Source organism: Enterobacter cloacae complex sp. IR5458, assembly GCF_049238025.1.
In the GTDB taxonomy this organism is placed as follows: domain Bacteria; phylum Pseudomonadota; class Gammaproteobacteria; order Enterobacterales; family Enterobacteriaceae; genus Enterobacter; species Enterobacter kobei.
Window position 1 is genome coordinate 203,783 of sequence record NZ_JBMKIF010000001.1, and the last position, 23,418, is coordinate 227,200.

At 54.1% G+C, this 23,418-nt stretch carries 23 protein-coding genes; 10 read left to right on the forward strand and 13 right to left on the reverse strand.

Annotated features, from left to right (window positions below):
- Positions 1–9: 9 nt before the first annotated feature.
- Positions 10–1,563 (reverse strand): DUF3300 domain-containing protein, encoded by a 1,554-nt coding sequence (locus ACOTYN_RS00940; protein ID WP_063434187.1) that lies wholly within the window; start codon positions 1,561–1,563, stop codon positions 10–12.
- Positions 1,564–2,454: 891 nt separating this feature from the next.
- Between ACOTYN_RS00940 and acnB the strand changes: the two genes are divergently transcribed.
- Both acnB and yacL read left to right on the forward strand, forming a co-directional pair.
- On the forward strand, positions 2,455–5,052 hold the full coding sequence (gene acnB / locus ACOTYN_RS00945) for a bifunctional aconitate hydratase 2/2-methylisocitrate dehydratase (protein ID WP_023332097.1): 2,598 nt from the start codon (positions 2,455–2,457) through the stop codon (positions 5,050–5,052).
- A gap of 190 nt (positions 5,053–5,242) precedes the next feature.
- On the forward strand, positions 5,243–5,605 hold the full coding sequence (yacL, locus tag ACOTYN_RS00950; protein WP_014882574.1) for a protein YacL: 363 nt from the start codon (positions 5,243–5,245) through the stop codon (positions 5,603–5,605).
- 47 nt (positions 5,606–5,652) lie between these two features.
- On the opposite strand, the gene ACOTYN_RS00955 is transcribed toward yacL, so the two are convergent.
- The 4 genes from ACOTYN_RS00955 to ACOTYN_RS00970 all read right to left on the reverse strand — a co-directional run bounded on the left by ACOTYN_RS00955 (position 5,653) and on the right by ACOTYN_RS00970 (position 8,555).
- Positions 5,653–6,624, reverse strand: coding sequence for a hypothetical protein (locus ACOTYN_RS00955; protein WP_047344019.1), 972 nt, complete (start codon positions 6,622–6,624; stop codon positions 5,653–5,655).
- 18 nt (positions 6,625–6,642) lie between these two features.
- Positions 6,643–7,092 (reverse strand): lysozyme, encoded by a 450-nt coding sequence (locus tag ACOTYN_RS00960; RefSeq protein WP_023332099.1) that lies wholly within the window; start codon positions 7,090–7,092, stop codon positions 6,643–6,645.
- Positions 7,085–7,804 carry a DUF2589 domain-containing protein gene (locus ACOTYN_RS00965; protein WP_023339019.1) on the reverse strand — a complete coding sequence of 240 codons (720 nt, stop codon included), beginning with the start codon at positions 7,802–7,804 and terminating at the stop codon, positions 7,085–7,087. The genes ACOTYN_RS00960 and ACOTYN_RS00965 overlap by 8 nt, the downstream gene beginning before the upstream one ends.
- Before the next feature lie 79 nt (positions 7,805–7,883).
- Positions 7,884–8,555, reverse strand: a complete 672-nt coding sequence (locus ACOTYN_RS00970) for a DUF2589 domain-containing protein (RefSeq protein WP_023332101.1) — start codon at positions 8,553–8,555, stop codon at positions 7,884–7,886.
- Between the two features lie 312 nt (positions 8,556–8,867).
- Between ACOTYN_RS00970 and ACOTYN_RS00975 the strand changes: the two genes are divergently transcribed.
- Positions 8,868–9,203 (forward strand): hypothetical protein, encoded by a 336-nt coding sequence (locus ACOTYN_RS00975; protein ID WP_332956103.1) that lies wholly within the window; start codon positions 8,868–8,870, stop codon positions 9,201–9,203.
- A gap of 72 nt (positions 9,204–9,275) precedes the next feature.
- A complete protein-coding gene (locus ACOTYN_RS00980; protein ID WP_245005210.1) occupies positions 9,276–9,488 on the forward strand; it encodes a response regulator transcription factor in 213 nt (70 codons plus the stop codon).
- 66 nt (positions 9,489–9,554) lie between these two features.
- Here the strand turns inward: ACOTYN_RS00980 and speD are convergent, their stop codons facing one another.
- The 3 genes from speD to ACOTYN_RS00995 all read right to left on the reverse strand — a co-directional run bounded on the left by speD (position 9,555) and on the right by ACOTYN_RS00995 (position 11,682).
- The gene (gene speD / locus ACOTYN_RS00985) at positions 9,555–10,349 is read right to left on the reverse strand and encodes an adenosylmethionine decarboxylase (protein ID WP_014882580.1); all 795 of its coding nucleotides are present in this window, start codon (positions 10,347–10,349) and stop codon (positions 9,555–9,557) included.
- Entirely contained in the window at positions 10,350–11,219 is an 870-nt protein-coding gene (gene speE, locus ACOTYN_RS00990) for a polyamine aminopropyltransferase (protein ID WP_014882581.1), read from the reverse strand.
- A gap of 115 nt (positions 11,220–11,334) precedes the next feature.
- Positions 11,335–11,682 carry a YacC family pilotin-like protein gene (locus ACOTYN_RS00995; RefSeq protein WP_014882582.1) on the reverse strand — a complete coding sequence of 116 codons (348 nt, stop codon included), beginning with the start codon at positions 11,680–11,682 and terminating at the stop codon, positions 11,335–11,337.
- A 145-nt stretch (positions 11,683–11,827) separates the two neighbouring features.
- On the opposite strand from ACOTYN_RS00995, the gene cueO reads away from it, so the two are divergent.
- A complete protein-coding gene (gene cueO / locus ACOTYN_RS01000) occupies positions 11,828–13,387 on the forward strand; it encodes a multicopper oxidase CueO (protein WP_332956098.1) in 1,560 nt (519 codons plus the stop codon).
- A 133-nt stretch (positions 13,388–13,520) separates the two neighbouring features.
- Here cueO and ACOTYN_RS01005 read toward each other — a convergent pair whose 3' ends face one another.
- The gene (locus ACOTYN_RS01005; RefSeq protein ID WP_032637492.1) at positions 13,521–15,911 is read right to left on the reverse strand and encodes a glucose/quinate/shikimate family membrane-bound PQQ-dependent dehydrogenase; all 2,391 of its coding nucleotides are present in this window, start codon (positions 15,909–15,911) and stop codon (positions 13,521–13,523) included.
- 208 nt (positions 15,912–16,119) lie between these two features.
- On the opposite strand from ACOTYN_RS01005, the gene hpt reads away from it, so the two are divergent.
- A complete protein-coding gene (hpt, locus tag ACOTYN_RS01010) occupies positions 16,120–16,656 on the forward strand; it encodes a hypoxanthine phosphoribosyltransferase (RefSeq protein WP_014882585.1) in 537 nt (178 codons plus the stop codon).
- Positions 16,657–16,785: 129 nt separating this feature from the next.
- Here hpt and can read toward each other — a convergent pair whose 3' ends face one another.
- Positions 16,786–17,448, reverse strand: coding sequence for a carbonate dehydratase (gene can, locus ACOTYN_RS01015; RefSeq protein ID WP_014882586.1), 663 nt, complete (start codon positions 17,446–17,448; stop codon positions 16,786–16,788).
- Between the two features lie 107 nt (positions 17,449–17,555).
- Between can and ACOTYN_RS01020 the strand changes: the two genes are divergently transcribed.
- The 4 genes from ACOTYN_RS01020 to ACOTYN_RS01035 all read left to right on the forward strand — a co-directional run bounded on the left by ACOTYN_RS01020 (position 17,556) and on the right by ACOTYN_RS01035 (position 21,105).
- A complete protein-coding gene (locus tag ACOTYN_RS01020; protein ID WP_023332105.1) occupies positions 17,556–18,482 on the forward strand; it encodes an ABC transporter ATP-binding protein in 927 nt (308 codons plus the stop codon).
- Positions 18,479–19,249 carry an ABC transporter permease gene (locus ACOTYN_RS01025; RefSeq protein WP_023332106.1) on the forward strand — a complete coding sequence of 257 codons (771 nt, stop codon included), beginning with the start codon at positions 18,479–18,481 and terminating at the stop codon, positions 19,247–19,249. Before ACOTYN_RS01020 ends, ACOTYN_RS01025 begins: the two co-directional genes overlap by 4 nt.
- Positions 19,250–19,353: 104 nt before the next feature.
- Complete coding sequence (locus tag ACOTYN_RS01030) at positions 19,354–19,794, forward strand: PTS sugar transporter subunit IIA (RefSeq protein WP_014882589.1); 441 nt, start codon at positions 19,354–19,356, stop codon at positions 19,792–19,794.
- Positions 19,795–19,857: 63 nt separating this feature from the next.
- Positions 19,858–21,105: a polysaccharide deacetylase family protein gene (locus ACOTYN_RS01035; RefSeq protein WP_332956201.1), complete on the forward strand. Its 1,248-nt coding sequence runs from the start codon at positions 19,858–19,860 to the stop codon at positions 21,103–21,105.
- Positions 21,106–21,107: 2 nt separating this feature from the next.
- Here the strand turns inward: ACOTYN_RS01035 and ACOTYN_RS01040 are convergent, their stop codons facing one another.
- Genes ACOTYN_RS01040 through ACOTYN_RS01050 form a run of 3 tightly spaced genes read right to left on the reverse strand, consistent with a single transcriptional unit; the run spans position 21,108 to position 23,395 of the window.
- Entirely contained in the window at positions 21,108–22,190 is a 1,083-nt protein-coding gene (locus ACOTYN_RS01040) for a fimbrial protein (RefSeq protein ID WP_193970142.1), read from the reverse strand.
- 25 nt (positions 22,191–22,215) lie between these two features.
- Positions 22,216–22,818 (reverse strand): fimbrial-like protein, encoded by a 603-nt coding sequence (locus ACOTYN_RS01045; protein ID WP_332956094.1) that lies wholly within the window; start codon positions 22,816–22,818, stop codon positions 22,216–22,218.
- Positions 22,819–22,831: 13 nt separating this feature from the next.
- On the reverse strand, positions 22,832–23,395 hold the full coding sequence (locus ACOTYN_RS01050; RefSeq protein WP_047026707.1) for a fimbrial protein: 564 nt from the start codon (positions 23,393–23,395) through the stop codon (positions 22,832–22,834).
- Positions 23,396–23,418: the final 23 nt, after the last annotated feature.

A 23,418-nucleotide genomic window follows, 5' to 3' on the forward strand; every position in this document is an offset into this window, starting at 1 on the left:
TTTGCTCCCTTAACGATGACGGAATTCACGGTGTTCAACACGTCCGGCAGATGCCTGACGCGGCGGCTGATGACGGGCAGCCAGTTGTCTGCTTTGCGAACCACGCTGCTGCTGGGCTTGCCAGTTGGCGGAGCGACTGTCGTTACCGCTCAGCGCATTCGCCCGGGGCTGACTGGTTCGCTGCTGTAGCGCGTGTTGCTGCGCAGGTTGTGAGATTCGTTTCTCCTGTCGCTGCGTTGCGGTCTGGCGGTTTTCGCGCTGCTGTGTGGTTGTCCGCTTCGCCGTCTGAGGTTTGGTGTCATAGCCACGGTAGTTACTGCGCTGAGAAATCTGCTTGAGCTGTTCGCTTGAGGCCTGCCGCTGTGCATCTTTAATCCCCGGGTGCGCTGTCTGTGGGAAGGTTTTGCCTGTCGATTTCTCCATCTGGCTGAGGGCGGCCTGACGCTGGCTATCGCGGCTAACCGGTTTTTGCTGTGTTGCGCTGAGCCCCGTAGCCGTGTTGGTGGAGTGGAAGCGCGTGTTGAGCTGGTTTGTCGGGTAGGGCACACCTTCCCGATAGGCCGGGTTGTGCTGCCAGGTGCGGCTGGCGTCCGTCAGACGCTGACCACTGATTTTATTAAAGTTCTGAACGTTAATATTGATGTTGTTATCACCGTTGCGATTATAGCCGCCGTGATCCCAGTCATCGTCATGATGGTGATGATCCCAGTCATCATCGTCATCCCAGTCGATATTGCTGAAGATGGCGTAGGTTGTCGCCACGCCCAGGCTAAAGCCTAAGCCTTTCACCAGGCTGTCGGTAAATTGCTCGCCAGGCGAGGGCGGGAGATAGGTTGGCGGATACGCGGTGTTTGGCCAGGTACCGTAAACCGTATTGGGGTTATAGGTAGGGACATAAACAACCTGCGGATCGGCAGATTCAATTTTGATTACCGTTGGGGCGGGCGCGGAAGTCGTGGCTGTCGTTGTTTCAGTGGTGCTGGTTTTCGCTGGCGCCGGTTTTGTCACGGTGGTGACCGTCTGCTGAGGCGTGGTTTGTAAAGCGCCGGTCTTCTGCGCCAGCGCGCGCAGGCGCTGAACGGAATCCATCACGTCCTTCGGCTGCGCGAGAAACGCATCGCCGAGGTTTTGTACCCACGGCGGATTTCCGCCCATCAGCGACATTAACTGAGGAAACGCCACCAGCGATTTCACGCTGGGATCCCACGGCTGGCTCGCCACCGCCTGAATTGCGGCATCGCCCTGCATGTTGGGGTTATCTTTTGACCACTGCGCGGCCTGGATAACGTTGGCCGGATAGGTCGATGCCATTAAAATTTGAGACAGCAGCGCGTCCGGATAGAGCGCAATCGGGGCGACCCACTGATCGATTTGCGCGGCCGTGTAAGCTGGTGCGACAACGGGAGCGGGTTGGGCCGCAGGTGTTGCCACCTGTTGTTGGGTGACAGGCGCGGGAGCGACAGGCTCTGATGCACGGCTTTTGACAAACATCACGCCAGAGGCGGCAAACAGCCCGGTACTGCACAGAAGGACGAGCAGATGTGGCTTAAAGGGCAACTTCATATAGTGACTCCAACGAGACAAGCGCTGTGCCGTGAGGCGTTACGGTTGGCGTGAGTATTATTCACCCGTCTTTTACGGTTTTGACTTTTCTTGGGAAGCGTCGATTTTGTCCGGACAAAGAGTGTGAATATTTATTACACAATTATATCGGATGGTTGAAAAACCGCCGGGGTTTCAGAAGGCCGCTCTTGCGAGCGGCCAGCAGCTAGTTGCCGAGGTTGACGACGAACAGCACCGTGATGTCGGATATGTTCCAGCCACCGTGTAGTGCGGTAAGCAGTAAACCGATCGCAACGATCAGCGCAGTGATTCGCATCTCCATTGCATGCGTTCCTGTACAGGCTACGCGGGTTCATTCTTCACCGGGAAAGGCAGAACCAGGCAAGTTGATGTTGCCGCGTAGGTTACGGAACTGCTCCCGGGCCCGGTGACTGGTTGCTACACCAGCGGAGCAGGCCGCGGAGAAGAATAGTCAGTTCAAGGGATCTGAAGAAGGCAAAAAATGCAATTACATGGGCTTTCATACGAAATGGGAAGGCGCTACGCAAAATCGCGATAGCGGCTTGCAAGCCAACAGGCGGTGATGCACAATCTCTCACGTTGATGTTGCCGCAAATCTGCCAACCCGGTGTGCTACCACCGCAAGGCAACAAATTAACCGCTGTGAGGCGGTTTTTTTGTGCCCCGAATTCGTCTCGTTTCCCCGCTACACCATGCTTAACGATTCAGCAAATATTTTAATGTTGCTTTTTTGTAAACAGATTAACACTGTGCAGAAATCCTGCTATGCTGCCCGACGCGGTATCGGGCATTTACCCTACAAACTGCTGTCTCACAGGAGCGTGAAGAGAACGCCCGCCGCATATGACAATGAGAGCGAGGAGAACCGTCGTGCTAGAAGAATACCGTAAGCACGTAGCAGAACGTGCCGCCGAGGGAATTGTACCCAAACCGTTAGATGCAACCCAAATGGCCGCGCTCGTCGAGCTGCTGAAGAACCCGCCTAAGGGCGAAGAAGAATTCCTGTTAGATCTGCTGATCAACCGCGTACCGCCTGGCGTAGATGAAGCTGCCTACGTAAAAGCCGGATTCCTTGCTGCTATCGCCAAAGGCGAAGCCACCTCCCCACTGGTTACTCCTGAAAAAGCCATTGAACTGCTCGGCACTATGCAGGGTGGTTACAACATTCATCCACTGATTGACGCGCTGGATAACGACACGCTGGCACCGATTGCCGCGAAAGCGCTCTCTTCAACGCTGCTGATGTTCGATAACTTCTACGATGTCGAAGAAAAAGCCAAAGCGGGCAATGTCTATGCGAAGCAGGTGATGCAGTCCTGGGCGGACGCCGAATGGTTCCTCAACCGTCCGGCCCTGGCAGAAAAAATTACCGTGACCGTCTTCAAAGTGACCGGTGAAACCAACACCGATGACCTCTCTCCGGCGCCGGATGCGTGGTCTCGTCCTGATATCCCTCTTCACGCCCTGGCGATGCTGAAGAACGCCCGTGAAGGCATTGAGCCGGATCAGCCGGGTAGCGTCGGCCCGATCAAACAGATCGAAGCGCTTCAGGAGAAAGGTTTCCCGCTGGCCTATGTGGGTGATGTTGTGGGTACCGGTTCTTCCCGTAAGTCCGCAACCAACTCCGTACTGTGGTTCATGGGTGACGACATTCCGCACGTGCCTAACAAGCGCGGCGGCGGCCTGTGCCTCGGCGGCAAAATTGCCCCTATCTTCTTTAACACCATGGAAGATGCAGGTGCGCTGCCAATTGAAGTGGATGTCAGTAACCTGAACATGGGCGACGTGATTGACGTCTACCCGTATAAAGGCGAAGTGCGTAACCACGACACTAACGAACTGCTGGCAAGCTTCGAGCTGAAAACCGACGTGCTGATTGACGAAGTGCGTGCCGGTGGCCGTATCCCGCTGATCATCGGCCGTGGCCTGACCACCAAAGCGCGTGAAGCGCTGGGCCTGCCGCACTCAGACGTGTTCCGTCACGCGAAAGATGTTGCGGAAAGCAACCGTGGTTATTCGCTGGCGCAGAAAATGGTGGGTCGCGCGTGCGGCGTCGCGGGTATTCGCCCTGGCGCATACTGCGAGCCGAAGATGACTTCCGTGGGGTCTCAGGACACCACCGGCCCAATGACCCGTGACGAACTGAAAGACCTGGCGTGCCTGGGCTTCTCTTCTGATCTGGTGATGCAGTCCTTCTGTCACACAGCGGCGTATCCGAAGCCGGTTGACGTGACCACGCACCACACGCTGCCAGACTTCATCATGAACCGTGGCGGTGTCTCCCTGCGTCCGGGTGACGGTGTTATCCACTCCTGGCTGAACCGCATGCTGCTGCCGGATACCGTGGGTACCGGTGGTGACTCCCACACCCGTTTCCCTATCGGTATCTCCTTCCCGGCGGGCTCCGGTCTGGTGGCATTTGCGGCTGCGACCGGCGTGATGCCGCTGGATATGCCGGAATCAGTGCTGGTGCGCTTCAAAGGTAAAATGCAGCCGGGTATCACCCTGCGCGACCTGGTTCACGCGATCCCGCTGTATGCGATTAAACAGGGCCTGCTGACCGTTGAGAAGAAAGGGAAGAAAAACATCTTCTCTGGCCGCATTCTGGAAATCGAAGGTCTGCCGGATCTGAAAGTGGAGCAGGCGTTCGAGCTGACCGATGCCTCCGCTGAGCGTTCTGCGGCGGGCTGTACCATCAAGCTGAACAAAGAGCCGATTATTGAGTATCTGACCTCCAACATCGTGCTGCTGAAGTGGATGATTGCAGAAGGCTACGGCGACCGTCGTACGCTGGAGCGTCGTATCCAGGGCATGGAGAAATGGCTGGCGGATCCGCAGCTGCTGGAAGCGGACGCTGACGCAGAGTATGCGGCAGTGATCGACATCGATCTGGCGGATATCAAAGAGCCAATCCTGTGTGCACCGAACGATCCTGACGATGCGCGTCTGCTCTCTGATGTGCAGGGCGATAAGATCGACGAAGTGTTCATCGGCTCCTGCATGACCAACATCGGTCACTTCCGTGCTGCCGGTAAGCTGCTGGATACCCATAAAGGCCAGCTGCCGACCCGCCTGTGGGTGGCACCGCCAACCCGTATGGATGCCGCACAGCTGACGGAAGAAGGTTACTACAGCGTGTTTGGTAAGAGTGGTGCGCGTATCGAAATCCCAGGTTGTTCCCTGTGTATGGGTAACCAGGCGCGCGTGGCGGACGGTGCGACGGTGGTCTCCACCTCTACCCGTAACTTCCCGAACCGTTTAGGTACCGGTGCGAACGTTTACCTGGCTTCTGCGGAGCTGGCTGCGGTTGCGGCGCTGATTGGCAAGCTGCCAACGCCGGAAGAGTACCAGACCTTTGTGGCTCAGGTAGATAAGACGGCGGTGGACACCTATCGCTATCTGAACTTCGACCAGCTCTCTCAGTACACCGAGAAGGCTGACGGGGTTATCTTCCAGACCGCGGTATAAACGGCAAAACCGTCTCTGTTGAGACGGTTTTTAGTGTTTGCACCCTCTCCCGTGGGAGAGGGACGGGGTGAGGGCATCAGGCCGCTGGGTCTTGCTCTCACTTTTTATTTTCATTCCTCCCGCCTCTCCCGCTTTTTTTCTTCCTCTCTGCTGCGATAATTACCCTAATGGCTTTGCAGAGGAAAATACTATGGATTACGAATTTCTGCGCGACATCACCGGAGTGGTGAAAGTGCGTATGTCGATGGGGCACGAAGCCGTTGGCCACTGGTTTAACGAAGAGGTGAAAGAGGATCTCGCGCTGCTGGATGAAGTTGAACAGGCGGCGAAGACGGTAAAAGGCAGTGAACGCTCCTGGCAACGTGCCGGACATGAATACACGCTGTGGATGGATGGCGAAGAGGTGATGGTGCGCGCCAACCAGCTGGAGTTTTCGGGTGATGAGATGGAAGAGGGGATGAGCTACTACGATGAAGAGAGCCTGTCGCTGTGCGGCGTCGAGGACTTTTTGCAGGTGGTAGCTGCGTACCGGGCGTTTATGAAACAGAAGTAACGGAAATTCCCTCCGGAGAGTACCGGAGGGAATCTGCGGGTTTTACGCTACAGTAAAAATCTCACAAAATTAGCGGTAGGGTTGGTCGCTGCAACGGGCGTTGCCCTCCCGGCGCTGAACGACCACGCCTGGCATTGAGACGCGACTGGCATACCGTCGTTACGTACAAGGAATTTCACCCCACCCGGGTTTTGCGGCGGATCGCTGACCGGCATTCCGCAGGCGATCAGAAAATCAATGTCGCTGTTTTTGCTCTGCAGCTCCGCTATCCGTTGCTCCCAGCCCGCCGGGCGAACATTCCCCTGCGTGAAGTAATCCAGACAGATATCAATGCTGAACGGCTTATCGCCCGCATAAGTATTGGTGAAGTAATCGGTGACAACGATCCCATGCAATGATTCTGCCGACACTTCGCTGCTGTCGCCGATATGAATGATCTGACCATCCGGCAATTGGGCAGAAATATGCCCCGGGATCGCGTGGCTGTCCGTCTGAGGAAAGAAATCAATCGTGGAAACGTAGCGTTTCGGCCACATCGTCAGGGATTTATCGCTACGGGTATTTTGCCCGCACAGCAGCCAGTTCACGGCGTGAAAAACGGCGTCGTGGCAGGGCGTCTTCTCACTCTCGTCATCGTCTCGATACAGGATGGCACAGGTTCCCGCCAGAAAGGTGATGGCAGAGGAGGGATCCCCGGAACGGGCAGGGAAGGCATCAATCAGTCTGTTAACGTAGTCGCTGACATTGCTCATGTAGAAATCACCGAGCTTCATGATGTCATCTTCACTGTGCACATTACTCCAGCGGGTATTCCAGAAGAATTCTGGAAGCGTGACAAAGGTATGGTCCCAGCTGCCGGAGTCGGTTTCCAGTACCGTTTTGAGCTGAGCACTGACCTGACTCAGGCGGAATTCCATCCGCTCTTTGGCGTGTGCCAGCAGATCTTCATCCGCCCCTCGCAGGTCGTCTGCCTCATGCGTAAAGGAGTCAGCACACCAGGAAAGAATTCGAATTGTCATGTTACACCTCGTGATTGATCAGGATAAAAACAGGTTTTTTTCAGCGTTCCGACGTGCAGTCAGGCCCGCCAGAACCTGGCCACCGGCATGGTTCCATTTCGGAAATTCCTCAGCTGCGCCGTTGAAGTCTCCGCTGTTCACTTTGCGCAACAGGGTTGAACTCTTCAGATTGGCTGGCCCCAGGTTAAAGGCGAAGCTCACCAGGGCATCGAACTGGTTCTGGGTGACTTCCACCGTCAGCATGTTGTTGACGTCATGCTCAAAACGCTGCAAGTCCTCACGAAGGATCTGCTCTGCGTCTTCAGCGGTGATGGTTCGCGTGCCGCCTGGTGGGATCGGGTTTTCGACATGGCCATAACCGATGGTTGGAATGCCGACGGCATCTTTGTAGGTGGTTAAACGCAGGCCTTCATACTGTTTGATAAGGGCAATGCCGCCATTGCCCGTTGTTTTCAAAGCATCACTCATGGTTTTTCTCCTTTACGGGGACGGGAGTCATACGGTGGATGAATTCATCAAGCAGGCGCAGCACCGCTTCTGGCGGCTCCTGAGCGACAAAATCAATTTCAATATCAATGTTTTGGGTGTCCGTTTTACCTTCATGGGGCTGGGGCGCCATGGTGACGAGGAAGTGGCCACGCTCTCCCTGTCCTGTTAGCGTGCTTATGGATTCGGTTGCATCACCGCGAACGGTCAGGCGCATCTTCATTCTCTCCATCGAGAGATTGCGCGGTGGTGCAAGCGTTACCAGCGGCACGTTCAAACGATGCTCATCATCCAGCTGAAGCTCGGCGTAGTCGGGTTTGTAGCTACCGTCCGGAGCCTGCTCAAACAACTGGGAGAGCACGGCGATGTACTGATGGGTCATATACTGGTTGGCACTGAAAGCCGCGTGCTGGAGCCCTTGTACCAGGGTATCTAAGCCCATAGCGTGGTTGCCCTTGTTGCCGGCAGGAGGCGGCGGCGTACCGTTATCGCCTCCACCGGCACCGCCGTTATTTCCCCCGTCATTGCCTCCGGTGTTGCCGTTTTCGCCGGAGGGAGCATGGGACGGCGTTATGTCCGGTGGATCTTCTGATGACAGCGTTGTCGGTTTATCCGCCGGGGTTTCGGGACTGGTTTCAGGCGTTACAGCGTCGGGCGATTTACGGCTGAACCAGAATCGACGTGAATCAGGCATGCTTTTTCTCCTTCAGGCAGGTGTCCGTAAGCCGGGCACCTGCCAGGGGTATTAAATGCGTTTGAATGTGTGGTGTGGGTTAACCGTTACCCCCTTGAGGCGGCGCGACCGGGGCAGGGGCCGGTGCTGGGGTAATCAGACCTGAACTGTTGGTGGCAGGCAGTGTGGCAGGCTGATCTTCTGCGCGTTGTGCCGGTTTGGTGGCAGCATTTGTCAGATAATCGACCACGCGGCTGAGCGCCTCCGGCATCGGCTGACGTTTTACAGAGGTGTGGATGGAGTATTTGGCTCGGGTATCGGTCGAGCGGGTCTGTTCTGACTTATGGCTAACACTCCCCTTCACGCTGACGGAGAATGGACCCCAGCCGATTTTGCCCTCAAGGGAGCCTTCCTGGCTGCTGCTTTCGTTGCTGGCTGCGCTCTGGTGGATCTCAAGCTCGAAGTCGATAGTCCCTTCTTCGATACAGATGATGGGATGCACGACTGCCGCGAGCAGAGGAATACGCATGACTTTGGTCTGTGTACCGGTCGTCACGCCTTTCTCATCGACGAGCGTTTCCTCATAATCAAACTGTACCGAAACGGCCTTGCCGTCCTTAATACAGACACTTAATAAGAAATCGGTATAACTTTTTGCTGCCTGGGTTTGGGCTTTAATCATTGCCTGTAGTGGCGCAGAAATCATACTGTCTAGCGGCAATGAACTAATAACTGAACCTATAAATCCGGCATCAACATTTGCATCTGGCATAATTCATTCCTCGATATTTTGGTGGTTGCAGAATATGTCTGCCCCTTAATCATGGATATCGATGAATAAAGCATCTATGAGCGTAAAGTTATGTTTTCAGAAATCATTCCGTCTGTATGGAATGGCCTGTATCGAAAGTTACATGGCGAAATGTGACGGGCTGTGCTTAATAAATTAAACCGGCATTACTCCTGCAATTGAAAATTTCATCTGGTGTTATTGCTTTTCATCGCACAGCAGCTCTCGCGTTGAGGTCTGTATGAGGTTTTTAAGTGCCGCTAACAAGATAACGATTATTTAAGTGGGACGACAATGAATATACTTATTTATGATGAATTGCCGCTGTTCATTCATGGCATCCGATGCCGTTGGGCTGAACTTGCGCCCGCACTACATATCACAGCAGCACATAGCGAAGATGAGGTCTGGAAAGGGTTAATAAAAAACCGGGCTGATATTATTATTCTGGATGCTGATTACGAGATTGAGAAAAAAATAGCATTATTAACGCAGTTAACATCACAGGCGGATCATGTTTTCGTGTTGATGAACTTTTCACGGCTGGATAATGTAAACCCGATTTGTTTTTTGGAGAATGGTGCCGCCGGGATTTTGACAAAGAAAATGGAGTCGGAAGAGTTATTGTAGGCGATCGAATGGGTGCGGCAAGGGAGAATATATTTACCGGATAGTTGCCTGCGTGAGCATAAATTAATACGAATGCATAATTCCCCGCCCCCTTTGCGCACACTCTCACCCCGGCAGCGCGAGATCCTGCATCTTGTTGTCCAAGGACACAGTAATAAACAAATTTGTCGTGTGCTGGGGATTGCGGAAGGAACGGTTAAGAATCATCTCCATGCCTTGTTTCGTCAACTGGGTGTCAGAAATCGTACGGAAGCGGCGATGATACTGGCACAAACGCCGGTTTAAGAAACAAACAAAATAATAAAGAAGGAAAAATCATCGCTTTTCCTTCTTTATCCGTTTGCATGCGTGTTACACGGCAGGAATATTGCGGCCGTAGTAGATTTCCCGCATCTCTTTCCAGAGCAGGTCGGTAATGGCCTTGCGCTCGTCTTCGCTCAAATCTTCTGGCCGGGTGTGGAACATGTAGTGCTTAAGGTCAAACTCCTTAAGTAACATCTTGGTATGGAAGATGTTTTCCTGATACACGTTCACATCCATCATGTCATACAGCGACTTCATGTCGTCAGACATAAAGTTCTGGATGGAGTTGATCTCATGGTCGATGAAGTGCTTCATCCCGTTGATATCGCGGGTGAAGCCGCGCACGCGATAATCAATGGTCACGATGTCCGATTCCAGCTGGTGGATTAAATAGTTCAGCGCGTTCAGCGGGGAAATCACGCCACAGGTCGACACTTCTATGTCAGCCCGGAAAGTACACAGCCCACCTTCCGGGTGGCTCTCCGGATAGGTGTGCACGCAGATATGGCTTTTATCGAGGTGCGCGACGACCACTTCCGGCAGCGGGCCCGGATGCTCCGTTTTGTCGATAAGCTTCGGGTCGACCGGCTCTTCGCTGACCAGAATGGTCACGCTGGCACCCTGGGGTTCGTAATCCTGACGCGCGATGTTCAGGATGTTGGCGCCAATGATTGAACAGGTTTCTGTCAGGATCTCGGTCAGACGGTTGGCGTTGTAGAGTTCGTCGATATAGGCGATGTAACCATCGCGTTCTTCCGCTGTTTTGGCATAGCAGATATCGTAAATACAAAAACTCAGGCTTTTGGTCAGGTTGTTAAAGCCATGCAGTTTAAGCTTTTTCAATTAGCTCACCCCCTTAGTGGATAATGCGTCTTGCAGGTACTGCGGCAGCGCAAACGCGGCGGTATGAATTGCCGGATTGTAGTAGCGGCACGTGAGACCAGCCTGATGGAAGCGGGCCTGAATAATTTCAGTCGAGAGGTGGCGCAGCACGTCGTTATCCGTCGCCCAGGCAAAGGTCATGATCCCGCCGTAATAGGTAGGAATGGCCGCCTGATAGAAGCTGACGTCAGAAAAATAGGTGCTGAGCTTGCGATGGCTGTCGAGCGCTTCATCCTGCTGCAGGAAGCAGACGCCGTTTTGTGCGACAAAGATCCCGCCAGGGTTCAGGCAGCGCTTACAGCCTTCGTAGAACGAGGAGGTAAACAGCGATGCACCCGGGCCGATAGGGTCGGTGCAGTCGGAGATAATGACGTCAAAGGTCTGCGAGGTCTGGTTAACGAAGTTAACGCCGTCGTCAATCACCAGGTTAAACCGCGGATCGTCATAGCTACCGGCATTGTGGTTGGGCAGGTACTGACGGCAGAAAGAGACCACACCCGCGTCGATCTCGACCATCGTAATGGTTTCAATCGATTGATGACGGGACACTTCACGCAGCATTGCGCCGTCGCCACCGCCGATAATCAGAACGTGTTTCGCGTGCCCGTGCGCCAGCAGCGGAACGTGGGTCATCATCTCGTGATAGATAAACTCGTCACGCTCGGTCGTTTGTACTACGCCATCCAGTGCCATGACGCGGCCAAAAGCGGCATTCTCAAAGATGATGAGATCCTGGTGATCGGTTTTCTCATGATAGAGCACGTTATCAACGGCAAAATACTGACCAAACTGGTCATGCAGTGTTTCATGCCACAACGTGTGGTCGGCCATACGCGGACTCCTCCTTTGTTAACATCCGTAACACTCATAAAAAATGAGCGAAACATGATAGCTAACTATAACCATGGTTGCACGGTTATAGGGTGAACAGGGGGCGTCGGGAAGATTATTTCACGTAGGCGAGCAGGCTGAGTGAATCGCGAGCCAGCGCTTTGCATTTTTTAGCCGTGGGAATGCCAATACCGCTCAAGTCACGGTAACTGTCTTCACCGAGCGCCTTCATGTCAAAGCTGTCGTAGTTGCTGAGATCCCATTGGTTCTGCTGGGCGAAAAAGACCAGCGCACGGCGAATTTGCCCGTTGGGTAAATTCTGGTAGCCACAATCATTTTTCAGGAATACAAAAACCGCCGTCAGGTCGGCCATATCTTCCGCTTCATTTTCACTGAGCGCATAGCTGTTCGCACACATTGCCATCAGGCTACCGAACAAAATTGTCCTGAAAAACGTCTTCATTGCTTCTACCACTTCTTCACGGAAAATTAACGTTAGCATACTTGATGCCAGTGCGACGATCTTTATTATTGCCGCCCGACTTGACCTTCCGGTAAGGGGAGGGTTTATGCTCAAAAGATCGCCTGCTGGAAATAAGGAAATGAACATGCAACGTCGTGATTTTTTAAAATATTCCGTTGCGCTGGGGGCTGCCAGCGCACTACCACTCTGGAGCCGCGCCGTTTTCGCGGCTGAAAGACCTGCCTTACCCATCCCTGATTTACTGACCGCTGACGCCCGTAGCCGTATCCAGCTCGTTGTTCAGTCCGGTCAAACATCCTTTGGCGGGCACAACGCCACGACGTGGGGCTATAACGGCAATTTGCTCGGTCCGGCGCTTCAGCTACGTAAAGGGAAAGCGGTGACGGTGGATATCCACAACACGCTCGCAGAAGAGACGACGCTCCACTGGCACGGGCTGGAAGTGCCGGGTGAAGTCGACGGTGGACCACAGGGCATTATCAAGGCCGGTGGTAAACGTAGCGTGACTTTTACGCCCGAGCAGCGTGCGGCGACCTGCTGGTTCCATCCGCATCAGCATGGCAAAACCGGCCATCAGGTTGCGATGGGGTTGGCCGGGCTGGTGCTGATTGAAGACGATGAAAGCCGCCTGCTGCGTCTGCCGAAACAGTGGGGCATCGATGATGTGCCGGTGATTGTGCAGGACAAAAAATTCACCGCAGACGGGCAGATTGACTACCAGCTGGACGTCATGAGCGCGGCGGTCGGCTGGTTCGGGGATACGCTGCTGACCAACGGTGCGATTTACCCTCAGCACGCCGCGCCAAAAGGCTGGCTGCGTTTACGTCTGCTTAACGGCTGTAACGCGCGTTCCCTTAATTTTGCGACCAGTGATAAACGCCCTTTGTACGTGGTCGCCAGCGACGGGGGGCTTCTGCCCGAGCCAGTTAAAGTGGATGCGCTGCCGATGCTCATGGGGGAGCGCTTTGAGGTGCTGGTGGATATCAGCGACGGCAAGGCGTTTGACCTGGTGACCCTCCCGGTCAGCCAGATGGGGATGGCGGTTGCGCCATTTGATAAGCCGCATCCAGTGTTACGCATTCAGCCGTTACTGGTTACCGCGTCGGGCACGCTGCCGGATACGTTAACCACGCTGACTGCACTCCCGTCGCTTGACGGGCTCACGCAACGCAAGCTTCAGCTCTCCATGGATCCGATGCTCGACATGATGGGCATGCAGGCGCTGATGAAGAAGTATGGCAATCAGGCAATGGCGGGAATGCATCACGGTCAGATGATGGGCCATATGAATATGGACCACGGCAAAATGGGCGGCATGGATCATGGCGGCCATGGCTTTGATTTCCACAACGCCAATAAGATCAACGGTAAATCGTTTGATATGAACACGCCGATGTTTGCCGCTACAAAAGGGCAGTTTGAGCGCTGGGTGATTTCAGGCGAAGGCGACATGATGCTGCACCCGTTCCACATCCACGGCACGCAGTTCCGCATTCTTTCTGAGAACGGCAACGCGCCGGATGCGCATCGCGCAGGCTGGAAGGACACCGTGAGAGTGGAGGGCGGCGTGAGCGAGGTGCTGGTGAAGTTTGACCACGACGCGCCGAAGGAGTTTGCCTACATGGCGCATTGCCATCTGCTGGAGCATGAAGATACGGGGATGATGCTCGGTTTTACCGTATAAAAAAAGCCGGGTGGCGGCTTCGCCTTACCCGGCCTACTTTTCGCTGGTGCGGCCTGATGCCCTCACCCTGACCCTCTCCCACGGGGAGAGGGAACAGACACTAAAAACGGCAACTTTCGTTGCCGTTTTGCTTTTACCTTGCGTCGTCAGGCAGCGCATACGCGACGATATAGTCGCCCATCTTCGTGCCAAACGAACCGTGACCACCCGCAGAGATGACAACGTACTGCTTGCCATTCACTTCATAGGTCATCGGCGTTGCCTGTCCACCCGCAGGCAGACGGCCTTGCCACAGTTTCTCACCATTGGTCATGTTGTACGCGCGCAGGTAGTTATCTGCGGTTGCCGCGATGAACAGCACGTTACCGGCGGTAGAGATTGGGCCACCCAGCATTGGCATACCCATATTGAACGGCACCGGAACCGGCATTGGGAACGGCATGCTGTCCTGTGGCGTACCAATACGTTTTTTCCACACAATCTGGTTGGTTTTCAGATCCAGACCGGAGATGTAACCCCAGGCAGGCTGTTTACACGGCAGACCAAACGGTGACAGGAACGGGTTCAGGGTCACGCCATACGGTACGCCATACTGCGGCTGGATACCGGCTTCGGTACCGCTACCTTTCGCATCTTTCGGCTGCTCCATTGGGTTGCCCGGACCGCGTGGGATCAGGCGGGAAACGAACGGCAGCGCCATTGGGTTGGCAATAGCAACCTGACGGTTCGGGTCGACGGAAATACCGCCCCATTCGAACATCCCCAGGTTACCCGGGAAGACCAGCGTGCCCTGCTCAGAAGGTGGTGTGAAGATGCCTTCATAGCGCAGCTGATGGAACATCACGCGGCATACCAGCTGGTCAAACATGGTGGCACCCCACATGTCTGCCCCGCTCAGGTCTTTCTTCGGACGGAAGCTCAGGTCAGAGAACGGCTGCGTTTTAGAGACGTAATCGCCTTTCGCCGCGCCCTGCGGAACCGGTTTTTCCGGCGCAGGCACAACCAGCTTGCCGTTGCTGCGATCCAGCACGAAGATGTTGCCCGTCTTGGCCGGAGCGTAAATCACCGGAACGGTTTTGCCGTTAACGGTAATGTCCGCCAGCGTCGGCTGGGACGGCATATCCATATCCCACAGATCGTGGTGAACGGTCTGGTAGCTCCAGGCCAGCTTACCGGTGGTCGCGTTCAGCGCCACGATGGCGCTCGCATAGCGCTCCTGCTCCGGCGTGCGGTTACCGCCCCAGATATCTGGCGTGGTCACACCCATCGGCAGGTACACCAGGTCCAGCTTCGCGTCATACGCGGCAGGCGCCCAGGAGTTTGGCGAGTTGAAGGTAAACGTGTGTTCGTCTGACGGGATCGCGTTAGGATCTTTCGCGCCCGGGTCGAATGCCCACAGCAGTTTACCGGTATTCACGTCGAAGCCGCGGATCACGCCCGAGGTTTCACGCGTGGAGAAGTTATCCGTCACCGAACCGGCAATCACGATGGTTTTATCGGTGATGATTGGCGGAGAAGTCGGTTCATACAGACCCGGCGTGGTGTCCGGCATGTTGGTCTGCAGATTCAGGATACCTTTGTTGGCGAAGGTTTCGCACAGCTTGCCGGTTTCTGCGTTGATGGCAAACAGACGGCCATCGTTCACAGGCAGCATAATGCGGCGAGGACAGTCGGCAACCACTTCCGGGCTCGCATTATCCGCACGCGCTTCGTGGTAAGAGACGCCACGGCAGGTCACGTGCTGGAATGACGGGTTGGAATTCAGCTGTGGATCGAAGTGCCATTTCTCTTTACCGGTGGCCGCGTCGAGCGCGAACAGACGCTGGTGCGCCGTACACAGATAAAGCATGTTGCCGACTTTAATTGGCGTCACTTCGTTGGTCAGTTCGCCCGGATCGTTCGGCATCTTCAGGTCGCCGGTGCGGAATACCCAGGCTTCTTTCAGGTTTTTAACGTTGTCCGCGTTGATCTGCTTAAGCGGGGAGTAACGCTGACCTTCCTGGTTACGGCCATAGGCCGGCCAGTCACCGTCAGCAACCTGCGAGATAGCCGCCGCAGGGGTAGACTCCGCATTCAGCGTCCCGTTGATCTCCTGCGGATCGTTAAAACCGGCCCAGGTGAGCATACCGCCGCTGATGAGCAACGCCACCAGCAGTGCCGCTACGGCACCGCGGGAAGGCACAATCAGGCGACGCCAGACGAACGGCAGGATCAGCCAGATACCGAAGAAGACCAGGATGTCGCTGCGCGGCGTCAGTGCCCAGAAGTCGAAGCCGACTTCCCAGACGCCCCAGATCATGGTTGCGAGGAGTAAAACTGCATACAGCCACAGTGCAGATTGTTTTCTACGCCAGAGCAGGACGGTTACGCCAAGCATAACCAGGCCCGCGATTGGGTAGTACCATGAGCCGCCGATCGCGACCAGCCAGACGCCACCGATTAACAGGTACAGGCCGCAGAAGGCGGCGAATAACGCTGTTAGTGTCACCAGTAGACGCGGCTGTTTAGAGTGTGTTTCAGCCATAGAAAGTGTACTCGTCAGTTTTTGTTAATAATTTGCTAGCAACTAATTATAGGTATTAACAAGTGTGATCGGAATCACAATATTTGCTTTTTATAACTCATACGCCAGGCTTATCCATTTGCTGATATAATGGCTGGCTTGCGTATCAATGCCTGAAGTGAGTTCATCTGCATTGAGAGATTTTCATTAAAATCATATGGTTAGTAATATGAAACATACTGTTGAAGTGATGATCCCGGAAGCCGAGATCAAAGCGCGTATCGCCGAACTGGGTCGTCAAATCACCGAACATTACAAGGACAGCGGCAGCGAAATGGTGCTGGTTGGTCTGTTGCGTGGCTCTTTCATGTTCATGGCGGACCTGTGCCGTGAAGTGCAGGTGCCTCACGAGGTCGATTTTATGACCGCCTCCAGCTACGGCAGCGGCATGTCCACAACCCGTGATGTGAAAATCCTGAAAGATCTGGATGAAGATATTCGTGGCAAAGACGTGTTGATCGTGGAGGATATTATCGACTCCGGTAACACGCTCTCTAAAGTGCGCGAGATCCTGAGCCTGCGCGAGCCGAAATCACTGGCAATTTGTACGCTGCTGGATAAACCTGACCGTCGCGAAGTGCAGGTCCCGGTAGAGTTTGTCGGTTTCTCCATTCCGGACGAATTCGTGGTGGGTTACGGCATCGACTACGCACAGCGTTATCGTCATCTGCCGTATGTGGGAAAAGTGGTATTACTGGACGAGTAAACGAGTTGGGTGCGGCCTGATGCCCTCACCCCGGCCCTCTCCCACAGGGAGAGGGAGCAAACCCAAAAAACGGCAACCTGGTTGCCGTTTTGCTTTTACCTCGGCGCCACCCGGCTTTTTAACGTGCACTTATTTATGGTTCACATGCTTAAGCTTGAGGTTGGCAATCCCTGAGCGGTAACGCTGTTCCAGCGTTTCGCGGTTGGTGGCGGTGACTTCCAGATTGCGCAGCAGACCATCGTGAATACCGTACGCCCAGCCGTGGATAGAGACCTTCTGCCCGCGTTTCCACGCTGACTGCATGATGGTCGAATGCCCAAGGTTATACACCTGCTCCATCACGTTGAGTTCGCACAGAGTGTCCATGCGACGCTCCTGCGGCATTTCGCCCAGCAGTGAGCTATGTTTGAACCAGATATCGCGGATGTGCAGCAGCCAGTTATCAATCAATCCCAGTTCCGGGTTTTCAACCGCCGCCTGCACGCCGCCGCAGCCGTAGTGGCCACAAATAATGATGTGCTCGACTTCCAGAACGTCAACGGCATACTGAACCACAGACAGGCAGTTGAGATCGGTGTGAATCACCAGGTTGGCGACATTACGGTGAACAAACAGTTCTCCTGGCTCAAGGCCAGTCAGACGTTCGGCCGGCACGCGGCTGTCGGAACAGCCAATCCAGAGAAAGCGCGGGTTCTGGGCTTGTGCGAGTTTTCCAAAAAATCCGGGGTCTTCCTCCACCAGCATTTTTGACCATAGTGCATTGTTGCTAATGAGTGTATCTATGTCGTTCATGGAGGTTAGCGACCTGTAACCAAGTAATTGCGTTGCGCTACTATAGGGTAACCCGACTTTTAATGAAACCACACAACGTGTGTAAGAACTGAAGGTAAGTTAAATTCATGGCAATTGCACTGGAGCTTGAGCAGCTTAAAAAAACCTATTCGGGTGGCGTTCAGGCGCTACGCGGGATAGATCTTAAAGTAGAGGCCGGGGATTTTTACGCGCTTCTGGGGCCGAATGGGGCAGGGAAATCTACCACCATCGGGATCATCAGCTCGCTGGTGAACAAAACCTCCGGCCGCGTTAGCGTGTTCGGATACGATCTGCAAAAAGATGTGGTTAACGCCAAACGCCAGCTGGGGCTGGTACCGCAGGAGTTCAACTTCAACCCGTTCGAGACGGTGCAGCAGATCGTCGTTAACCAGGCGGGTTATTACGGCGTTGAGCGCAAAGAGGCGCTGGAGCGCAGCGAAAAGTACCTGAAGCAGCTCGATCTGTGGGAAAAACGTAACGAACGTGCGCGGATGTTGTCCGGCGGGATGAAACGCCGCCTGATGATTGCCCGTGCGCTGATGCATGAGCCAAAACTGCTGATCCTCGATGAACCGACCGCGGGTGTGGATATCGAACTGCGCCGCTCGATGTGGGGCTTCCTGAAGGATCTGAACGATAAAGGCACCACCATTATTCTGACTACCCACTATCTGGAAGAGGCTGAAATGCTGTGCCGCAACATCGGCATCATTCAGCACGGCGAGCTGGTGGAAAACACTTCGATGAAAAACCTGCTTTCCAAGCTGAAATCAGAAACCTTTATCCTCGACCTGGCGGCAAAAAGCCCGCTGCCGAAGCTGGAAGGGTACCAGTATCGTCTGGTGGATACCTCGACGCTGGAAGTGGAAGTGCTGCGCGAGCAGGGGATCAACAGCGTGTTCTCTCAGCTGAGCGCGCAGGGGATTCAGGTTTTAAGTATGCGTAACAAAGCGAACCGACTGGAAGAGCTGTTTGTCTCTCTGGTGCAGGATAAACAAGGAGACAAGGCATGACGCATCTTTATTGGGTCGCGCTGAAAAGCATCTGGGCGAAAGAGATTAACCGCTTTATGCGTATCTGGGTGCAAACCCTCGTGCCACCGGTGATCACCATGACGCTCTATTTCATCATCTTCGGTAATCTGATTGGTTCCCGGATTGGTGAGATGCACGGTTTTACCTATATGCAATTTATCGTGCCGGGTCTGATCATGATGGCGGTGATCACCAACGCCTACGCGAATGTGGCGTCGTCGTTCTTTAGCGCCAAATTCCAGCGCAATATTGAAGAGCTGCTGGTGGCACCCGTGCCGACGCATGTGATTATCGCCGGGTACGTGGGCGGCGGCGTAGCGCGCGGTCTGTGCGTGGGGATCCTGGTGACGGCGATTTCGCTGTTCTTCGTCCCGTTCCAGGTCCACTCCTGGCTATTTGTCGCGCTGACGCTGCTTCTGACGGCAATCCTGTTCTCGCTGGCCGGTCTGCTGAACGCGGTATTTGCCAAAACGTTTGACGACATCAGCCTAATCCCGACCTTCGTGCTGACGCCGCTCACCTACCTCGGCGGGGTCTTCTACTCCCTGACGCTGCTGCCGCCCTTCTGGCAGGCGCTGTCGCACCTGAACCCGATCGTCTACATGATCAGCGGCTTCCGCTTTGGCTTCCTCGGTATTACCGATGTACCGCTGTTTACGACGGTGGCGGTGCTGGGGGTATTCATTGTCGCGTTCTACCTGCTGTGCTGGTATCTGATTCAGCGCGGTCGCGGTCTTCGCAGCTAACCTTTTGCCCGGCGACGCTCTGTTTGCCGGGCGCTTTCTTTGACAGTTATCACCGTAAGCTAACCTTCACTCCGCTAAACTACTTGCCTGCTAAGGAGAGAGTTATGCTGGGATGGGTTATCACCTGCCACGATGAACAGGCGCAGGAAATGCTGGACAAGCTTGAGGCCCGATTGGGTCCGCTGGTGCAATGCCGGGCGGTTAACTACTGGCGTGGGTTAAGCACCAACATGCTCAGCCGGATGATGTGCGATGCGCTGCATGAAACAGACACCGGTGATGGGGTAATTTTTCTGACGGATAAATCAGGCGCTGCACCTTATCGGGCCGCCGCGTTGCTGAGCCACAAGCACGATAATTGTGAAGTGATCTCCGGTATCAGTCTGCCTTTACTCGAAGCCATGTATCCCCTTCGCGCCTCATTAAGCAGCGCGGAGTTTCGTCACGCCATTGTGGGGGAGGGCATGCCTGGGGTGAGCAGCTTGTGGCACCAGCAGCAGAAGAACCCGCCTTTCGTTCTGCTTCACGATCTGTATAAACATTAAACATTGGTATTGATGTCGCTTTTGCTACAATGGCGACTGATTTTCCGTGTCGATTTATATCCTATGTTCATGCGCGTTATCTTTATCCTTTTGCTGCTGGTGTCCGGTGGGGCGTCTGCCAGCCTGGTGAGTCAGCAAGGTCTCCCTGCTCACTATATGCAAACCACTGAGGATGCAGCCATCTGGGCCCAGGTGGGTAACGACGTGGTTAACGTGGGCAATGTGCGCGCCGGGCAGATCCTCGCGGTCTTTCCCGCCGCGGCGGATTATTATGAATTTCGCTTCGGGTTCGGCACGGGGTTTATTGATAAAGCGCACCTTGAAAACGTGCAGGGCAAGCAGCGTGTAGAGGACAGTCTGGGCGATCTGAATAAGCCGCTCAGTAACCAAAACCTCATCACATGGAAAGATACCCCCGTTTATAACGCGCCCAGTAGCGGAAGTGCGCCCTTTGGCACCCTTAGCGCCAACCTGCGTTACCCCATTCTGAATAAGCTCAAAGACCGTCTGAATCAGACGTGGTATCAAATCCGCATTGGCAATCGCCTGGCGTGGATCAGCAGCCTGGATGCGCAGGAAGATAACGGCATCCCGGTTCTCACCTACCACCATATTCTGCGCGACGAAGAAAACACCCGTTTTCGCCATACCTCCACGACCACCAGCGTACGTGCGTTCAGCAACCAGATGACCTGGCTTCGCGATCAGGGATACGCGACGCTGACGATGTACCAGCTGGAAGGCTACGTGCGTAACAAGATGAACCTGCCCGCGAAGGCGGTGGTGATTACGTTTGACGATGGGCTGAAGTCGGTGAGCCGTTACGCTTACCCGGTTTTGAAAGAATATGGCTTCAACGCGACCGCGTTTATTATTTCGTCACGCATCAAAGGTCATCCGCAGAAGTGGGACCCAAAATCGCTGCAGTTTATGAGCGTTCAGGAAATTAAGGGCATACAGGACGTGTTCGACATTCAGTCTCACACTCACTTCCTGCATCGCGTGGATGGGTATAAACACCCGATTTTATTGAGCCGCAGCTATCACGTGATCCTGTTCGATTTTGAACGTTCCCGCCGTGCGCTGTCGCAGTTCAACCCGCGCGTGCTGTACCTTTCTTACCCGTTTGGCGACTATGACAATAAAGCGATCAAGGCAGCGAACGACGCCGGTTTTCATCTGGCGGTAACGACGGTGAAAGGGAAGGTCAAGCCGGGGGATAATCCGTTCTTACTGAAACGCCTCTATATCTTAAGAACGGATTCGCTGGAGACGATGTCGCGGCTGATCAGCAATCAGCCGCAGGGGTAGGATTAATTGTAGGAGATGGTGAACACGCCGGAAGCGCTAAACGCGCCGGGGGTAATCATGCTGCCATCTGCGATCAGTTGGGCCACAAAGTTTATCTGCGTCGACGTGGGGACGCCTGTTTCCGTCATGTCATACGACGAGTTCGCATCATTGGGAATAAGCTGCGAGTTCCCGTTGTTATACAAGATCTTCACGCCCGCACCTTGCGCCCCTGTTGAAAGCGTATTGCCGAGAAGGTCATGGTCTATACCCGTCAGTTTGGTTGTCGTGAGCTTAGTGGTATATCGTGCCACGCTGGTGCAGTCGTTGAAATTTATGCTAAAAGGCACGTCTTTGACGCGCTTGTATCTGATGTCGGAAACAAAATAATCTCCCAGATCCACCGTGTGCGTGCCGTTACCCAGCATAACGATATCACAGGTAGGCAATACGACGGGGATCTGGAATGAGTTCTCATCTATTGTAAATGTCCAGGGCTGGTTATTGCTGTCCGCGGGATCGCCTATCGACATTTTTCCCAGGGTACCCGGTCTCGGTTTTATAACGGTTTCCCTGTTTGGGTTACCCTGGTAGTCATAACCGACGTAGAGAAATATGTACGTATTAAGCCACTTTCCGTCCAGCGGTGTATTTGGCCCCCATGCTGCTGTCGTATACCAGCCGGTAGTATTCGTGCCAAAAAGGCCGCCGATTCCGGTGTCGGACGTTTTAACCTTCACGCTGTAATAGATGCCGGGGATATTGGTCGCAAACATGCCCTCATTGTACTTGCTGCCTGCCAGCAGCTCAGGGTTGGTTTGCGCCATCAGATTGTAGCCGTCATTCCCCTTAACCGGACTACAATTTATCTGGATGCCCGGCGTCAGGTTAACGGTAAAGATTTCATTGATATACGCCCCCTGATCGGGTAAGCGAATTGTTGCCCCCGAGTATTCAGAGTTGACCAGTTTTGTTGTACCGCCATAGCCATCAGCCATTCGGCATTCTCCCGCCCAACTTGACTGGCAAAAAGAGAAAAGCAGGCCGGTTAAGGCAACCTTCACAGCACCGTTAATAAAGGGGCTGTGTGTGAATTCTTTGAACATTCTCATCCATTTCCTGTTCTGGTTATTATTCATAAGTGACGTCAACGCGTATTTTGCTGGTCACCGTCCCGCCAGTAACAACGCCTGTGTTTTGATATCTGACGTAGAATTCATAATCCGTTATATATGCAGAACCCTCACCACTCACGTCGTAGACGACTTTTGACGTTCCGTCGTTATTTAATACGTTGGCTTTATTTTTTCCGGAAAAAATCACCACGCCGACGTTTCTCGCCGTTCCTGCAGCAGTATCATCGCTTTTAAATACCTGGTTTTGTCCCGGCCAGAATCCTGATTGAGGAGAGAAGCTGAAATTCAGCTTTGCAGGGTTGCCGCTTTCACCATAGCAGTCATCGACATAAATCTTAAAAGGTGTGCCGCCTGCATCATCGCCAGGAACATAGCGATCGCTACCATCAGCGTTATAAAACCAACTACGTATAACCGTGGGGAGATAGATTTCTCCTCCATTATCAACGGTTACCTTACAACTGCTATTAACAATGTTGGCGGTAATGTTCGTATCCAGGCCTGAATTTGCCCGGCCTACGTCAGGTAAAAGCCCACCAGCCAGGCCGACAAGCAACACAAGACCGGGCTGGCGAAAGAGAATCGGTAATTGTTGCATGACAATTCCTGTATTACTGATAGGTTACGGTGAAGGTCACAGGCGCAGTTACCGAGCCTGTACCCACATCAGCGATGGTCTTATCCTTCGCGATCACGATACGGGAGTTCATCGGGAACTCACCCACGCCGCTGGTGATGGTAACCGCCTGCGCTGCGGGTGGTGTTTTACAGTTCAGTTGAAGGCCGGAATCCACCGCACCAGACCAGAGCTCAAAGGCGGTGTTCTGGCCGGCGGCATAAGCGTCACCGTCCAGGTTATTACCTGAGCATGAGCCGCCTGTACCGGACGCCGCAGACACCATGGCTTTTTTCACGCCAGCGCAGCCCGTGAATGAGATTTTCAGCGGTTCTACGCGACTTTTGTTTTCCAGATCAGCTTTATACACATCACCAAAGTTCACCTCAGTGGCATCCGCGCCCGCGCTGTTGGTCACTTTCGCCGTACAGGTGCCAGCGGTGATGGTTGACTGGACGGTTAGCTTGGCGCTGGGGGTGCCTGTAATCGCTGCATTTGCCGTGTCGGTAGCGAAAAGGGCAGCAACGGACAGGGCGAGTAAAGTTGAGTTAAATTTCATTTGAGTGCTCCGTTATCTGCACA

Excerpts from the sequence above, each read along its gene's own strand:
- ACOTYN_RS00940 (WP_063434187.1), bottom strand. The coding sequence starts at position 1,563 with ATGAAGTTGCCCTTTAAGCCACATCTGCTCGTCCTTCTGTGCAGTACC.
- yacL (WP_014882574.1), top strand. The coding sequence starts at position 5,243 with ATGGATTACGAATTTCTGCGCGACATCACCGGAGTGGTGAAAGTGCGT.
- ACOTYN_RS00955 (WP_047344019.1), bottom strand. The coding sequence starts at position 6,624 with ATGACAATTCGAATTCTTTCCTGGTGTGCTGACTCCTTTACGCATGAG.
- ACOTYN_RS00960 (WP_023332099.1), bottom strand. The coding sequence starts at position 7,092 with ATGAGTGATGCTTTGAAAACAACGGGCAATGGCGGCATTGCCCTTATC.
- ACOTYN_RS00965 (WP_023339019.1), bottom strand. The coding sequence starts at position 7,804 with ATGCCTGATTCACGTCGATTCTGGTTCAGCCGTAAATCGCCCGACGCT.
- ACOTYN_RS00970 (WP_023332101.1), bottom strand. The coding sequence starts at position 8,555 with ATGCCAGATGCAAATGTTGATGCCGGATTTATAGGTTCAGTTATTAGT.
- ACOTYN_RS00975 (WP_332956103.1), top strand. The coding sequence starts at position 8,868 with ATGAATATACTTATTTATGATGAATTGCCGCTGTTCATTCATGGCATC.
- ACOTYN_RS00980 (WP_245005210.1), top strand. The coding sequence starts at position 9,276 with ATGCATAATTCCCCGCCCCCTTTGCGCACACTCTCACCCCGGCAGCGC.
- speE (WP_014882581.1), bottom strand. The coding sequence starts at position 11,219 with ATGGCCGACCACACGTTGTGGCATGAAACACTGCATGACCAGTTTGGT.
- ACOTYN_RS00995 (WP_014882582.1), bottom strand. The coding sequence starts at position 11,682 with ATGAAGACGTTTTTCAGGACAATTTTGTTCGGTAGCCTGATGGCAATG.
- cueO (WP_332956098.1), top strand. The coding sequence starts at position 11,828 with ATGCAACGTCGTGATTTTTTAAAATATTCCGTTGCGCTGGGGGCTGCC.
- ACOTYN_RS01005 (WP_032637492.1), bottom strand. The coding sequence starts at position 15,911 with ATGGCTGAAACACACTCTAAACAGCCGCGTCTACTGGTGACACTAACA.
- hpt (WP_014882585.1), top strand. The coding sequence starts at position 16,120 with ATGAAACATACTGTTGAAGTGATGATCCCGGAAGCCGAGATCAAAGCG.
- can (WP_014882586.1), bottom strand. The coding sequence starts at position 17,448 with ATGAACGACATAGATACACTCATTAGCAACAATGCACTATGGTCAAAA.
- ACOTYN_RS01020 (WP_023332105.1), top strand. The coding sequence starts at position 17,556 with ATGGCAATTGCACTGGAGCTTGAGCAGCTTAAAAAAACCTATTCGGGT.
- ACOTYN_RS01025 (WP_023332106.1), top strand. The coding sequence starts at position 18,479 with ATGACGCATCTTTATTGGGTCGCGCTGAAAAGCATCTGGGCGAAAGAG.
- ACOTYN_RS01030 (WP_014882589.1), top strand. The coding sequence starts at position 19,354 with ATGCTGGGATGGGTTATCACCTGCCACGATGAACAGGCGCAGGAAATG.
- ACOTYN_RS01035 (WP_332956201.1), top strand. The coding sequence starts at position 19,858 with ATGTTCATGCGCGTTATCTTTATCCTTTTGCTGCTGGTGTCCGGTGGG.
- ACOTYN_RS01040 (WP_193970142.1), bottom strand. The coding sequence starts at position 22,190 with ATGTTCAAAGAATTCACACACAGCCCCTTTATTAACGGTGCTGTGAAG.
- ACOTYN_RS01045 (WP_332956094.1), bottom strand. The coding sequence starts at position 22,818 with ATGCAACAATTACCGATTCTCTTTCGCCAGCCCGGTCTTGTGTTGCTT.
- ACOTYN_RS01050 (WP_047026707.1), bottom strand. The coding sequence starts at position 23,395 with ATGAAATTTAACTCAACTTTACTCGCCCTGTCCGTTGCTGCCCTTTTC.